Raw genomic sequence first — 12328 nt, 5'->3', positions numbered from 1 at the left:
AGCTCTCACGCCGGCGAGCACCTCGCTCCGCCCGATCCAGCGTCAAGCCCATGCGCACCGTCGCCATCCTGGGCGCTGTGGGCGCACTGGTCGCCGGTGTCGCGCTTCCCGCCCTGGCATCCACCAAGCCCGCCCCGAGCGCAGCCACGACTCTGCAGCAGATGGCCTTCGACGATGCGCAGTCCCTCGTGGTCGCATCTGAGGCCACGAGCGCACCTCTTCAGCGCGGAACGTACTCCGCCACGACTCCCGATGAGATCGAGAAGAAGAAGGCGGAGGAGGCCGCGAAGGCACGTGCCGCCGCAGCGGCCCGCGTCGCCGCCAGCTCCGGCACTCGCGGCGGCACCATCAGCGATGCCGACCTTCAGCTGATCTCGGCCGGCTCCGGCGCGGTGCGATACCCGCTGCCGCAGGGCTCGTACTCGGTGAGCCGCACCCTGGGCGGCGCCCACAACGGCGCCGACATGGTCGCACCCGCCGGCACCCCGATCTTCGCCGCCACGGGCGGTGTGGTGCGTGTGTCGTCCGAGAGCCACTTCGGTTACGGCGTCGCCGTCGTCATCGACTCGGTCGTCGGCGGCCAGCGCGTGTCGACCCTCTACGCTCACATGACCAACGGCACCCGCGCAGTGCAGGCCGGCCAGACGGTCGAGCCCGGTCAGTTCATCGGCAAGGTCGGCAACACCGGCCGCTCGTACGGTGCTCATCTGCACTTCGAGGTGCAGGTCAACGGGTCGCTGGTCGAACCCATCGGCTGGCTGCGCGTCAACGCCGGCTGATACCGCGAGGACGCTCCCGGCTGTCGATCGGCACGCCGTTCAGATGCGCTGCATCCGCTGTTCATGCGGATGGGTTACCCTGAACCCGTCGTCGACGCACGGGAGGAAGCCGATGAGCTCGATACCGGGCATCCGCACCATGGATGCGCTCGGTCGTCCGGCACTTCGGCAATGCCCGCAGATCCACCTCGGTCCGACCGAGCGAGAGAGGCGCTGTCTGTAGACAGCGCCTCTTGCTGTATCCGCGTCCCTTCCGCTCGCCGGCGTCGTGTGAGTCGAGAGCGCCGGGAAGCCATCCCGGCGGATCGAGAGGATGACGATGATGCGCACACTGGTCCTGAACGCGGGGTACGAACCGCTGACGGTGGTCTCGTTCAAGAGAGCCATGGTGCTCGTGATGAACGACAAGGCCAGCGTGATAGAACGCGTCGAGAACGATCCCGTCATCGCCGGGCGGCGGCGTTTCGATCGCCCCGTGGTCATCCTGCTCACGCGGTACGTGCGCGTCCCGGCCGCGCGGCGGCAGCCGGTCACCCGTCGCGGGGTGCTGCGGCGAGACGACCACCGCTGCGGCTACTGCGGGAAGGCGGCATCGACGATCGACCACGTGATGCCGCGCTCTCGAGGGGGTGCCGACAGCTGGGAGAACCTCGTCGCGTGCTGCCTGCGCTGCAACAACGCCAAGAGCGATCGCACGCCCCAGGAGATGGGATGGGAACTGCATCGCCCGCCGCGTGCCCCACATGGCGGCACGTGGGTCGTGCGCGGCGCAGAGCGCGCGGATCCGGTGTGGGAACCGTACCTGGCGCTGGCGGCGTAGCCTCGGGCCGCCGACTAGACTTGTCTGGCGCCTTCGTAGCTCAGTCGGATAGAGCGGCCCTCTCCTAAAGGGCAGGTCGCAGGTTCGAATCCTGTCGAGGGCACATATGCGAAGAGCGGGCCACTCAAGCGTGGCCCGCTCTTCGCCTCGTCGTTCAGTGCGCGGCGTGGTACGCCTCGAGCACGTCGGCGGCGATCCGTCCGCGCTCCGAGACCTTCATGCCCTGCTTCTTCGCCCACTCGCGGATCTCGACCGTGTCGGAGTTTCCCGTCGAGCGGCGGCGTGGGGCCGACGAGCGCGTCGCGGTGGAACCTGCTGCGCGCCGGCCCGCCTCGATGTACGGGGCGAGTGCGTCGCGCAGCGCCTCCGCATGGGAATTCGTCAGATCGATCTCGTAGGCGACACCATTCAGTGCGAAATGAACAGTCTCTCCTTCGCCGACCTCGAGAAGCGTTCCGTCGATATCGTCGACCAGCTGGTGCACAATTCTTCGAGCCATGAGAATAAGGTATTTGAATTCATTGCGCCCGCGCAATCGGCGCGGGCATTCGTATCGCGAATGCGGCGCGTGAATTGTTTTCCTTATCAGGGAAGAAGGCCCGCGCGGCGCGCACGGGCGACTGCGGCGTGGCGCGTCGACGCGTCGAGTTTCGACATGGCGGCGCTCAGATACGCCTTCACGGTGCCTTCACGCAGTCCGAGCTGCGCGGCGATCTCCGCGTTGGTGGCCCCGAGCGCGGCGCATGCGAGCACGTCCGTCTCGCGGGGCGAGAGTCGGACGGTCGCGAGGGATTCCGTCGTCGCGGGCGGTTCGGATCCCGACGCACCGACCAGGCGCCGTTCGACGGCGGCGATGCGCCCCCTGATCTCCTCGTCGCCGACCGAGGCTGCGATGCTGCGCAGCTCGGCGAAGCTCTCCCTGAGTTCTTCGAGGTGCGAGCCGTGCACCGCGGCATCCCTGCGCATCGCGCGCATGCGGCGCTCCACCTCGTCCCGGATGCGCAGCTCGTCGGCGACACTCTGCGCCACACTCATGGCCGGTGCCGTCGTGAAGCCGCCCACGTGCGACTCCTCCCATGCGCCGGCGTAGAGGACGCCCCGGGGTCGGCCTTCGACGACGATCGGCAGCGCGAGCAGTGTGCGAAGTCCTTCGCCCAGCACGAACACGTCGTAGTCGTGTGTGATGTGCTGCGAGGTGCGGTAGTCGCTCGTCATCCGGGGGCGCAGCTCGATCATGGCGCGGCCGCCGAGCCCCCGCTCGGGGCGCACGGTGAGTCCGTCGAGGCTGTGCGTCCGGTTTCCGACGATGCTGGTCACCCGCACGACGCCGTCTTCGATGAGTCCGCCGAACGCGACCGGAAAGCGAGTGCGGCGAGCGAGTTCTCGCACGCCGACGGCGACGGGGTCGTCTGCGGCCCCGTGGTGCTTCTCCGATACCACTGCTACCAACTTTCGGGGGTGACGACAGGACCCGCCCGTTTCGTAGCGTCGACGATACCACCGCGTGATTGTCATCACGCGGCTTACGGACATGTGGCAAGGAGGCCCCATGACTCAACCGACGACGCCCGATTCCGCTGCGGGAATCGACTATCTCGCTGTCGAGGAATCAGACAGATTTCAGGGATTGAGACGACTGCAGCGCTCATTCATCTTCCCGATGGCCGGGTTCTTCCTGATCTGGTATTTCGCATACGTCCTGCTGGCCGCGTTCGCGACCGACTTCATGAGTCAGCGCGTCTGGGGTGACATCACCGTCGGACTGCTCATGGGACTCGGGCAGTTCGTCACGACTTTCGTCATCACGATGGCCTATGTGTCGTTCGCGAACCGTCGCCTCGATCCCATCGCGACCGAGATCCGTGAAGAGCTCGAGAAGGCGGAGACGAAGGCATGATGACGACACACCTGGCCGCCGAGGCGGTTCAGAACGACCCCGTGCTGAACATCGCGATCTTCGGGGCATTCGTCGCGGTGACGCTCTTCATCGTGATCCGCGCGAGCCGGAACAACAAGACGGCCGCCGACTATTACGCCGCGGGGCGGTCGTTCAGCGGCACGCAGAACGGCTTCGCCATCGCGGGGGACTACCTGTCGGCGGCCTCGTTCCTCGGCATCTGCGGGGCGATCGCGATCAACGGCTACGACGGATTCCTCTACTCGATCGGATTCCTGGTGGCCTGGCTCGTCGCCCTCCTGCTCGTCGCGGAGATGATGCGCAACACCGGCAAGTTCACCATGGCGGATGTGCTCTCGTTCCGTCTCAAGCAGCGGCCCGTGCGCATGGCAGCCGCCCTGACGACGCTGGCCGTCTGCTTCTTCTACCTGCTGGCGCAGATGTCGGGAGCGGGCGGGCTCGTCTCGCTGCTGCTCGGCATCGACGACAGGATCGGCCAGTCGCTGGTGATCGCGATCGTCGGCGTCCTCATGATCGTGTACGTGCTGATCGGCGGCATGAAGGGCACCACGTGGGTGCAGATCGTCAAGGCGGTGCTGCTCATCGCCGGCGCTCTCGCGATGACGATCTGGGTTCTCGCGCTGCACGGCTTCAGTCTGAACACGCTGCTCGAGAGCGCTGTCGACAACTCGCCCAACGGTCAGAAGGTCCTCGGTCCCGGCCTGCAGTACGGCGCGAACCCGCTCGACTTCCTCTCGCTGGGCATGGCGCTCGTGCTCGGCACCGCGGGCCTGCCGCACGTGCTGATGCGCTTCTACACCGTGCCCACGGCGAAGGAGGCGCGCCGCTCGGTCGTCTGGGCGATCTGGCTCATCGGCGGGTTCTACCTGCTCACCCTCGTGCTCGGCTACGGGGCCGGCGCGCTCGTCGGGCCCGAGCGCATCGCGGCCGCACCGGGCGGAGTGAACTCGGCGGCGCCGCTGCTCGCTCAGGCGCTTGGCGGTCCGCTGCTGATGGGGTTCATCTCGGCCGTCGCGTTCGCGACGATCCTCGCTGTGGTCGCGGGTCTGACGATCACCGCCGCGGCGTCGTTCGCGCACGACATCTATTCGAACGTGATCAAGCGCGGCAAGGACGGCACGGGCACGGTCGACCCCAACGGCGAAGTCAAGGTGGCTCGCCGCACGGTGATCGTGATCGGAGTGCTCGCGATCGTGGGCGGCATCGGAGCGCAGGGGCAGAACATCGCGTTCCTCGTGGCCCTCGCCTTCGCCATCGCCGCCTCTGCGAACCTGCCGACCATCCTCTATTCGCTGTTCTGGAAGCGCTTCAACACTCGTGGAGCGGTGTGGAGCATGTACGGCGGTCTGATCGCCGCCATCGGCCTGATCGTGATCTCGCGGGTGTTCTCGGGCAACGAGAAGGCGATGATCCCCGGCATCGACATCGCGATCTTCCCGCTGAACAACCCGGGCATCGTCTCGATCCCGCTGGGATTCCTGCTCGGCTGGATCGGCACGATCACGGCCAGAACGGCCGAATCGCGCGCGCTCGCCGCCGAGATGGAGGTGCGCTCGCTCACCGGCTTCGGGGCCGAGAAGGCGGTGGATCACTAGGTCTCTCCCCAGAGATACCCGAATGCCGCGTCCCCAGCGCGGCGGGAGCGGAGCCCGGCGGCCTACACGCCGGGCTCCGGTTCGTTCGGCGTCCCGTTCCCAGCAGGTCACCGCCGCGCCGGCCCCAGCAGGTCACCGCCGCGCCGGCCTCAGAAGGTCACGGCCACCTGTCCCCAGAAGGCCACCGCCGCCCCGTCCCCAGCAGGTCACCGGCGGCCCGTCCCCAACGCGCCCCGCCGGCGCTCACCGCGCCCCGGTCGACCTTCACGCCCGCGCCGCAGAGGCGTCACGCTCGAGATCGAGCAGAAACCGCTTGCGGTCGGGATGTGCTCCGTAGTGGCCGGGTGTGCCGTCGGAGCGGATCACCCGGTGCACGGGGACGATCACCGACAGGGGCGTGAGTCGGCACGCCGTGCCGACGGCGCGAGCCGCGCCGGGGCTTCCGGCGATGACCGCCACCTCGCCGTAGCTCATGGTCTAACCCCACGGGATGCCGCACACGGCCTGCAGCGCCGACCGGGTGAAGCCGTCGACGAGACGCCAGTCGAAGGTGAAGCGCTCGTCGAAGCGCACCGGCTCGCCCTCGAAGTACTCGCCGAGCGCCGCCGACAGCTCGTCGGCCACGCCGGGGGCCGGTTCCGGCGTCTCTCCGATCCGTCGGCTGACGCTCTCCAGAAGCCACGGCACCCGAGGATCCGCGGACTCCGAGAGGTCGAAGCTGACGATCCCGGCATCCGAGAAGACCGCCAGGGCGTCGCCGAACGGCGTAGGCGCGAAGTCGTAGCGATAGCTCATGCCACCATCCTGCTCCCGGCTGTCGCTGCGATCGGGCCGCGATCGCGGAGACTGTGGACGATCCACGTCGAGAGCCCACCTGTGCAGGAAGACGCGCGCAGGCACGCGGAATCGTCGCGAAACGGCCGGGAATACCGCCCGTCGCGCCGGTCGCGCCTAGGCTTGCCGTGTGTGGCGACGAGAGGCGAAGGATGCTGAGCGCGCGACCCAGCCGGTCGCGGTGACGCTCGGTGATCTCAGCGACGCCTCGAGCGGCGTCGCCATCGCACACGCGGCGGAGGAGCGTCGCACCAGTCTGCGTGCCCAGGCCGCCGATCTGGGCGGCGCCTCGCCGCTGATCAGCTTCGTCGATGCTCCGGAATCCGTCATCGACATCTCCCGTGCCCACCCCGGCAGCCTGCCGCAGTTCATCACCGGCCGCTCCACCCTCCTGTCGAACCTGTTCCGCGACGAGGTGGGGCTGCGCACGGCGCGGATGGCGGCCGAGCGCATCACCGCGCGCAACACCGAGCTGCGCACGGTGCGCGGCATCGACGCCGTGCGCCTCGCGGTCGGAATCGCCCGGTGGCGCATCGGCGGTGCGCAGTTCGCCGCCCCCGTGCTGCTGCGCCCCCTCGCGATCCGGCGCCACCACGCCGATTTCGAGCTGAAGCTGCACGGACGATTCGAGGTGAACCCGGAACTCGTGCGCATCGCACGCGAGCACTTCGGGCTCGACCTGGACCCGGTCGGCCTGGCATCTCTCGCCTACGACGGGGGGATCTTCAAGCCGCAGCCGGTGATCGATCAGCTGCGTGCTCTGACCCGCTCGATCGACACGTTCGCCGTGAACCCGCGTCTGGTCGTGTCGACATTCGCCGATGTCGCCGATGCGATGGTGCGCGACATGGTCGATCTCGACCATCCCGTGCTCAATGCGCTCGCCGGGCACGTGGGCGACCGTGAGCAGGTCACCGCGCCGCGCGAACTGCCCGCCGCGGCGGGACCGGACGATCGCGCCCCAGCTTCGGAGAGCCTGCTGCTCGACGCCGACTCCGAGCAGGAGGAGGTGCTCGCGCGCATCGCCGCGGGGCATTCCCTCGTCGTCTCGACGCTGCCTGGCACGGGAGGCACGCAGACCGTCATCAACGCGCTGGGCGGATTCGTGCGCTCGGGCCGACGCGTCCTCGTCGTGTCCGCCCGCCGATCGACGCTCGACGGCGTCCGCCATCGCCTCGCCGGCGTGGGCCTCGACGCGCTCGCCGTCTCACCCGCCCGCGCGCGTCGCGACCTCATCACCGCGATCGCCCGCAGCGAGAAGGCCACCCAGCCCAAGGCGGCCGAGCTCGACGAGGCGCTGGTGCGCCTGCGCACCGTGCTCCGCGACTACCGGGGAGCGCTCGGCGAGCCGGTCGGGCGCACCGGCGCATCCGTCCTCGACGCGACCAGAGAGCTCGCTCGGCTCGCAGCCCTCCCCGTCCCACCGTCGACCGGAGCCCGCCTCTCGATCGACACGCTCGAGAAGCTCGCCGGAGACCGCAGCGACGCCGCGCAGGCGCTCACTCGCGCGGCCAAGCTCGGCGAGTTCCGCTTCGGGCCCGACGACTCACCCTGGTACGGCGTCAGCTTCGACAGCGCTGAAGCCGCTCAGCAGGCTCACGAGCTCGCGGGACGGCTGCACGGCTCGGCCGTGCCGTCGCTCCTCGAGCGCGGATACGAGCTGATCGCGCAGACGAGCATGCGCCCGTTCGGCACGATCGACGAGCTCGGCGAGTACGTGCGGCTGCTGCAGGGCATCCGGGACTCACTCGATCGCTTCAGCCCGACCGTCTTCGAACGACCCCTCGGCGAGCTGATCCAGGCGCACGGCTCGCGCCGTGACGCGCCTGGCATGTCGTCCGCCAACCGGCGCCGGCTCAAGAAGCTCGCTCGCGAGTACGTCCGCCCCGGTGCGCACGTCTCGGAGATGCACGAGGCGCTGCTGCGCATCCAGCAGCAGCGCACGCAGTGGCAGCGCTATGTCGAGGCGGGCGTGGCGCCGCAGGTGCCGCTGGGGCTCTCGGACGTGCACGTCGCGTGGCAGCGGGTCTCCGCCGAGCTGGCCGACCTCGATCGCGCCCTGGGCCGTCGCGAGCCGCTCAGCTCGCTCCCGGTCGCCCGTCTCGTGCGCACGCTCTCGGGCCTCGCCGCGCGCTCGGCCGTGTTCGACAATCTCGTCGAGCGCACGCAGATCCGCGACGCGCTCGCGGGCCTCGGCCTGCGTCCGCTGCTCTCCGACCTGTCCGTGCGGCACGTGCCGGAGGAGCGGGTCTCCGCCGAGCTCGAATTCGCCTGGTGGCAGTCGCTTCTCGAGCGCGCTCTGCAGGACGACCGGTCGCTTCTCGGCGCCAACACCGCGGTGGTCGATCGTCTCGAGCGCGACTTCCGGCTCGTCGACGAGGCGCACACGGCGATGGCCGGCCCCCTGCTGGCGTGGAACCTGGCCAGCCAGTGGCGCATCGCGATCGTCGATGAGCCCGACCAGGCCGCCCATCTGCGCCGGGCGCTGAAGACGGGCGAGGCGACGACCGCCGAGATCGTCTCGGCTGCCCCCGATCTCACACGCGTGCTGGCGCCGGTGTGGATCGCTTCACCGTACGAGGTGCCGCTGATCCCCGAGTCGGTCGAGTTCGACGCCGTGCTGCTCGTGGATGCCGCAGCCGTGAACCTCGCCGAGACCGCGCCGGCGATCCGCCGTGCACGTCAGATCGTCGCCTTCGGCGACCCGGTGACCCAGCGACCCACGCCGTTCACCGTCGCCACCCTGCCCGACGCGGAGTGGGAGCCCGAGGTCGACTTCGACGACGTGTCGGTCTTCGAGCGTCTCGCCGAGCTCTTCCCCGTGATGACGCTCACCCGCAGTTATCGAGCCGGGGGAGAGGATCTCGCCGAACTCATCAACGACGCCTTCTACGGCGGAGAGATCGTGTCGCTTCCCTGGGCCGGGTCGTACCTCGGCCGCGGCAGCCTCACCGTCGACTACGTCGAGGGCGGAGTGGGCACGCCCGATCCCGATTCGGGCGCGGTCGAGAGTCCGGATGCCGAGGTGGCCCGCGTCGTGACCCTCGCCGTCGAGCACGCCATCCACCGCCCGACCGAATCGCTCATGGTGATCACGGCCAGCCGCAGGCACGCGGAACGGGTGCGCGCAGCCGTCGCATCCGCCTTCGCCGGCCGGTCCGATGTGGCCGACTTCGTCAGCCGCGACACCGCCGAGCCGTTCGCGGTGCTCACGCTCGAGGAGTCGGTGGCGGAGAGTCGCGACCGCGTCATCTTCTCGCTCGGCTTCGGCCTGACCAAGCACGGCCGTGTGCTGAGCGACTTCGGGGATCTCTCGCAGCAGGACGGCGAGCGACTGCTCACCGTCGGGATGACCAGGGCGCGCCGCTCGATGGTCATCGTGTCGTGCATCCGGCCGTCGGCCTTCGATGAAGGACGACTGGAGCACGGCGCCTCGACCCTGATGTCGATCCTCGGCGGCCTCGCCGCTCGGGGCCGCGATGCGCGTCTCGAAGACCTCGCCGATCCGCTGACCCTCGCCCTGGCCCGTGAGCTGAGGCGGCTCGGTGCCTCGGTCGATGTCGACTACCGGGGCCTGCTTCCGCTGGTCGCGCAGCACGATGGGCGCGCTGTCGTCATCGAATCCGACGCGGAGATGCGCGGGGAGTCGCTGCGCGAGAGCGTACGGCTGCGCCCGCAGGTGCTGCGCCGCCTGGGCTGGCACTACGTGCGAGTGCACGCGTTCGATCTCTACAGCGATCCCGCCACCGTCGCCCGGCGCATCGCCACCGTGCTCGGGATCGACGAGCACGCCGTGCGGGCCGAGAACGACACCCAGCCCTTCGACATCGATGGATGACGAGCGTCAGCGGATCGTGCGCGTCGCCGGATCGCGCCGCGCGAAGCTGACCCGCGTGGAGGGCACGACCTCAGAACCGCATGAGAGGGCCGAGCGCTCCGCACCCGCTGAGGGCGAGCGCGGACCGAACGATGAGCGGATGCTGCGCGAGGTCCCGCCGCATTACTGAGCGCTGCCGCGCCGCAGCGCACCCGCTGCCGCACCGAGCATCTGCTGCGGCATGCGAGAACGGCCCGCCTCCGAGGAGGCGGGCCGTTCTCGCGTGCCGGACGATCAGCGGGTGCCGGCGTCGCGACGCAGCAGGTCGCGGATCTCGATGAGCAGCTCCTGCTCGGTCGGCAGGGTCTCCTCGTCGACGGCCGGGTTCTTCGCGGCCTTGCGCTCCTTGTACGTGTTCATCGGGACGACGAACACGAAGTACACCACCACGGCCACGGCGAAGAAGGTGATCACGGCGGAGATCAGCTCTCCGACCGGGAAGGTCACCGGGTCGTTGTAGATGTTGCGGACGGTGAAGCCGAACTTGCCGGCCTCGTCCGCCTTGAAGACCATCGCGACGAGCGGATTGATGATGCTCGACACGACCGCGTTCACGATGGCGGTGAACGCCGTGCCGATCACGACCGCCACGGCGAGGTCGATGACGTTGCCCTTGGTGATGAATTCCTTGAATCCCTGGATCATCGGCTTCCCTCTCATAATGGGGACCTCAGCTCGAGGCCGGCGTCGCCGCGGGCGCCGGGGCGGCGGCCGTCGACTTCTCCGCCTTCGATGATGCCGATCCGGATGCCGGAGCACCCGCATTTGCGCGCGAGTCGGTGCGATAGAAGCCGGAGCCGTTGAAAGTCACTCCGACCGACCCGTACTGCTTGCGAAGCGCTCCGCCGCACTCCGGGCAGAGGGTGAGCGAGTCCTCCGAGAAGGACTGCACGGCGTCGAAGCGGTGGTCGCAGGCCGTGCACGCGTAGGCGTAGGTGGGCATGGGATGCTCCTGTCAGTTCCGCGCGGGCGACAGGGTGATGGTCTGCGTCGGGGTGACGATGCCATCGACCGGCTGGTCGTGCACTTCGCGCGGCAGCGAATCGAGTACCTCGGAATCATAGATCACCGCGTACACGGGCGGGCGGCGCTCCATCGAGCCGAGGGTCTTGTCGAAGTACCCGCGTCCCCACCCCAGTCGCGTGCCGTCGCGATCGACGGCGGCGGCGGGGATCAGCATCAGGTCCACATCGTTCACGGCGATCGGCCCCAGCACCTCGCCGGTCGGCTCGGGCAGGCCGAACAGCCCCTCGGCGACCGCGTCGGAGTCGTCGGCGACGGCCCAGTCGAGCAGCCCGTCGGCACGGCTGATCGGAAGCAGCACCCGGATGCCTCGTCGCACCGCCGCCTGGACGAAAGGCAGGGTCCCCGGCTCCGTGGTGGTGGAGAGGAAGCACGACACCGATCGCGCGCCCTGCGCGGTGAGCAGCGCGTCCAGCTGGGCGGCGAGACCGACGGCCGCCTCGTCGCGCTGCGCCTGCGACAGGATCTGACGGCGTTCACGCAGTTCGGCGCGCAGCGCACGTTTCTGCTGTTCTGCTTCGCTCCGCATGCCCCGATCATACGGGGGTCGATCGGCCATCCACGGTCGACCGAGGATACCCGCCACTATGCTGAACCGCATGCGCACCATGAAGGCGGTGATTCCCGCCGCGGGCCTGGGAACCCGGTTCCTGCCGGCTACCAAGGCGATGCCCAAGGAGATGCTCCCGGTCGTCGACAAGCCGGCCATTCAGTACGTGGTGGAGGAGGCGGTCGCCGCCGGCATCCACGACATCCTCGTGATCATCGGTCGCAACAAGAACGCGATCTCCGACCACTTCGACTCGGTGCCCGAACTGGAGGTCCGCCTGCAGGAGAAGGGCGACCACGGCCGCCTCGAGCGGGTGATGAAGTCGAGCGATCTGGCAGACATCCATTTCGTGCGCCAGGGCGAGCCGAAGGGGCTCGGGCACGCGGTGCTGCGTGCGCGGACCCACATCGGCGACAGCTCGTTCGCCGTGCTGCTGGGCGACGATCTGATCGACGAGCGCGACTCGCTGCTGACGCAGATGATCGCGACTCATGAGCGCACCGGTGCAGCGGTCATCGCGCTGATGGAGGTCGACCCCGCCCAGATCCATCTGTACGGTGCGGCCGACGCCGCCTCGACGGAGAGCGACGGGGTCGTGCGGGTGGATGCCCTCGTCGAGAAGCCCTCTGCCGAGGACGCCCCCTCGAACCTTGCGGTGATCGGTCGATACGTGCTGCCGCCGGCCATCTTCGACATCCTCGAGCGCACCGAGCCGGGCAAGGGCGGCGAGATCCAGCTGACCGATGCGCTGCAGGAGCTGGCCGCCGATGCGGACGGCCCCGGTGTCGTCGGTGTCGTCTTCGGCGGACGCCGCTACGACACGGGCGATCGCGCCGACTACATCAAGGCGATCGTGCAGCTCGCCGCGGATCGTGACGACCTCGGCGAGGAGCTGCGGCCGTGGCTCAAGCAGTTCGCGGCCGGTCTCTGAC

Annotated in this window: 14 protein-coding genes and 1 tRNA gene; 8 read left to right on the top strand and 7 right to left on the bottom strand. The window is 69.1% G+C overall.

Annotation, left to right across the window (positions count from 1 at the left end; all coding sequences use genetic code 11):
• The first annotated feature begins 50 nt into the window (after positions 1 to 50).
• From V2S05_RS06565 to V2S05_RS06555, 3 genes are all read left to right on the top strand, one after another.
• The gene (locus tag V2S05_RS06565; RefSeq protein ID WP_413634478.1) at positions 51 to 779 is read left to right on the top strand and encodes a M23 family metallopeptidase; all 729 of its coding nucleotides are present in this window, start codon (positions 51 to 53) and stop codon (positions 777 to 779) included.
• Between the two features lie 322 nt (positions 780 to 1101).
• Complete coding sequence (locus tag V2S05_RS06560; protein ID WP_271639616.1) at positions 1102 to 1599, top strand: HNH endonuclease; 498 nt, start codon at positions 1102 to 1104, stop codon at positions 1597 to 1599.
• A 29-nt stretch (positions 1600 to 1628) separates the two neighbouring features.
• Positions 1629 to 1702: transfer RNA gene (locus tag V2S05_RS06555), tRNA-Arg, on the top strand.
• Positions 1703 to 1753: 51 nt separating this feature from the next.
• Here the strand turns inward: V2S05_RS06555 and V2S05_RS06550 are convergent.
• Together V2S05_RS06550 and V2S05_RS06545 are read right to left on the bottom strand one after the other, a co-directional pair.
• A complete protein-coding gene (locus V2S05_RS06550; protein WP_271637069.1) occupies positions 1754 to 2098 on the bottom strand; it encodes a histone-like nucleoid-structuring protein Lsr2 in 345 nt (114 codons plus the stop codon).
• Positions 2099 to 2184: 86 nt separating this feature from the next.
• Positions 2185 to 3039 carry a LuxR C-terminal-related transcriptional regulator gene (locus V2S05_RS06545; RefSeq protein WP_413634477.1) on the bottom strand — a complete coding sequence of 285 codons (855 nt, stop codon included), beginning with the start codon at positions 3037 to 3039 and terminating at the stop codon, positions 2185 to 2187.
• A gap of 109 nt (positions 3040 to 3148) precedes the next feature.
• Here V2S05_RS06545 and V2S05_RS06540 point away from each other — a divergent pair, with 109 nt between their 5' ends.
• Together V2S05_RS06540 and V2S05_RS06535 are read left to right on the top strand one after the other, a co-directional pair.
• Entirely contained in the window at positions 3149 to 3496 is a 348-nt protein-coding gene (locus V2S05_RS06540) for a DUF485 domain-containing protein (protein ID WP_413634476.1), read from the top strand.
• The gene (locus V2S05_RS06535; RefSeq protein ID WP_413634475.1) at positions 3493 to 5112 is read left to right on the top strand and encodes a cation acetate symporter; all 1620 of its coding nucleotides are present in this window, start codon (positions 3493 to 3495) and stop codon (positions 5110 to 5112) included. The genes V2S05_RS06540 and V2S05_RS06535 overlap by 4 nt, the downstream gene beginning before the upstream one ends.
• 264 nt (positions 5113 to 5376) lie before the next feature.
• Here V2S05_RS06535 and V2S05_RS06530 read toward each other — a convergent pair whose 3' ends face one another.
• Positions 5377 to 5586: an MGMT family protein gene (locus tag V2S05_RS06530; protein WP_413634474.1), complete on the bottom strand. Its 210-nt coding sequence runs from the start codon at positions 5584 to 5586 to the stop codon at positions 5377 to 5379.
• A 3-nt stretch (positions 5587 to 5589) separates the two neighbouring features.
• Positions 5590 to 5907: a hypothetical protein gene (locus tag V2S05_RS06525; protein ID WP_413634473.1), complete on the bottom strand. Its 318-nt coding sequence runs from the start codon at positions 5905 to 5907 to the stop codon at positions 5590 to 5592.
• A gap of 169 nt (positions 5908 to 6076) precedes the next feature.
• Here V2S05_RS06525 and V2S05_RS06520 point away from each other — a divergent pair, with 169 nt between their 5' ends.
• Positions 6077 to 9784, top strand: a complete 3708-nt coding sequence (locus V2S05_RS06520; protein WP_413634472.1) for an AAA family ATPase — start codon at positions 6077 to 6079, stop codon at positions 9782 to 9784.
• Positions 9777 to 9953: a hypothetical protein gene (locus tag V2S05_RS06515; protein WP_271637074.1), complete on the top strand. Its 177-nt coding sequence runs from the start codon at positions 9777 to 9779 to the stop codon at positions 9951 to 9953. The genes V2S05_RS06520 and V2S05_RS06515 overlap by 8 nt, the downstream gene beginning before the upstream one ends.
• Positions 9954 to 10057: 104 nt before the next feature.
• On the opposite strand, the gene mscL is transcribed toward V2S05_RS06515, so the two are convergent.
• The 3 genes from mscL to V2S05_RS06500 are packed head-to-tail and all read right to left on the bottom strand — an operon-like array spanning position 10058 to position 11375.
• Positions 10058 to 10468, bottom strand: coding sequence for a large conductance mechanosensitive channel protein MscL (gene mscL / locus V2S05_RS06510; RefSeq protein ID WP_271637075.1), 411 nt, complete (start codon positions 10466 to 10468; stop codon positions 10058 to 10060).
• A gap of 25 nt (positions 10469 to 10493) precedes the next feature.
• On the bottom strand, positions 10494 to 10766 hold the full coding sequence (locus V2S05_RS06505) for an FmdB family zinc ribbon protein (RefSeq protein ID WP_413634471.1): 273 nt from the start codon (positions 10764 to 10766) through the stop codon (positions 10494 to 10496).
• A 12-nt stretch (positions 10767 to 10778) separates the two neighbouring features.
• Complete coding sequence (locus V2S05_RS06500; protein WP_271637077.1) at positions 10779 to 11375, bottom strand: 5-formyltetrahydrofolate cyclo-ligase; 597 nt, start codon at positions 11373 to 11375, stop codon at positions 10779 to 10781.
• 79 nt (positions 11376 to 11454) lie between these two features.
• On the opposite strand from V2S05_RS06500, the gene galU reads away from it, so the two are divergent.
• Complete coding sequence (galU, locus tag V2S05_RS06495) at positions 11455 to 12327, top strand: UTP--glucose-1-phosphate uridylyltransferase GalU (protein WP_413635250.1); 873 nt, start codon at positions 11455 to 11457, stop codon at positions 12325 to 12327.
• Position 12328: the final 1 nt, after the last annotated feature.

Origin of the sequence: Microbacterium sp. OR16 (genome assembly GCF_047306725.1) — a bacterium.
Classification (GTDB): domain Bacteria; phylum Actinomycetota; class Actinomycetes; order Actinomycetales; family Microbacteriaceae; genus Microbacterium.
This window is presented reverse-complemented; position numbering and strand designations above follow the sequence as displayed.

Coding starts and splice junctions, on each gene's coding strand:
- V2S05_RS06565 (WP_413634478.1), top strand. CDS start 51: ATGCGCACCGTCGCCATCCTGGGCGCTGTGGGCGCACTGGTCGCCGGT.
- V2S05_RS06560 (WP_271639616.1), top strand. CDS start 1,102: ATGCGCACACTGGTCCTGAACGCGGGGTACGAACCGCTGACGGTGGTC.
- V2S05_RS06550 (WP_271637069.1), bottom strand. CDS start 2,098: ATGGCTCGAAGAATTGTGCACCAGCTGGTCGACGATATCGACGGAACG.
- V2S05_RS06540 (WP_413634476.1), top strand. CDS start 3,149: ATGACTCAACCGACGACGCCCGATTCCGCTGCGGGAATCGACTATCTC.
- V2S05_RS06535 (WP_413634475.1), top strand. CDS start 3,493: ATGATGACGACACACCTGGCCGCCGAGGCGGTTCAGAACGACCCCGTG.
- V2S05_RS06530 (WP_413634474.1), bottom strand. CDS start 5,586: ATGAGCTACGGCGAGGTGGCGGTCATCGCCGGAAGCCCCGGCGCGGCT.
- V2S05_RS06525 (WP_413634473.1), bottom strand. CDS start 5,907: ATGAGCTATCGCTACGACTTCGCGCCTACGCCGTTCGGCGACGCCCTG.
- V2S05_RS06515 (WP_271637074.1), top strand. CDS start 9,777: ATGGATGACGAGCGTCAGCGGATCGTGCGCGTCGCCGGATCGCGCCGC.
- mscL (WP_271637075.1), bottom strand. CDS start 10,468: ATGATCCAGGGATTCAAGGAATTCATCACCAAGGGCAACGTCATCGAC.
- V2S05_RS06505 (WP_413634471.1), bottom strand. CDS start 10,766: ATGCCCACCTACGCCTACGCGTGCACGGCCTGCGACCACCGCTTCGAC.
- V2S05_RS06500 (WP_271637077.1), bottom strand. CDS start 11,375: ATGCGGAGCGAAGCAGAACAGCAGAAACGTGCGCTGCGCGCCGAACTG.
- galU (WP_413635250.1), top strand. CDS start 11,455: ATGAAGGCGGTGATTCCCGCCGCGGGCCTGGGAACCCGGTTCCTGCCG.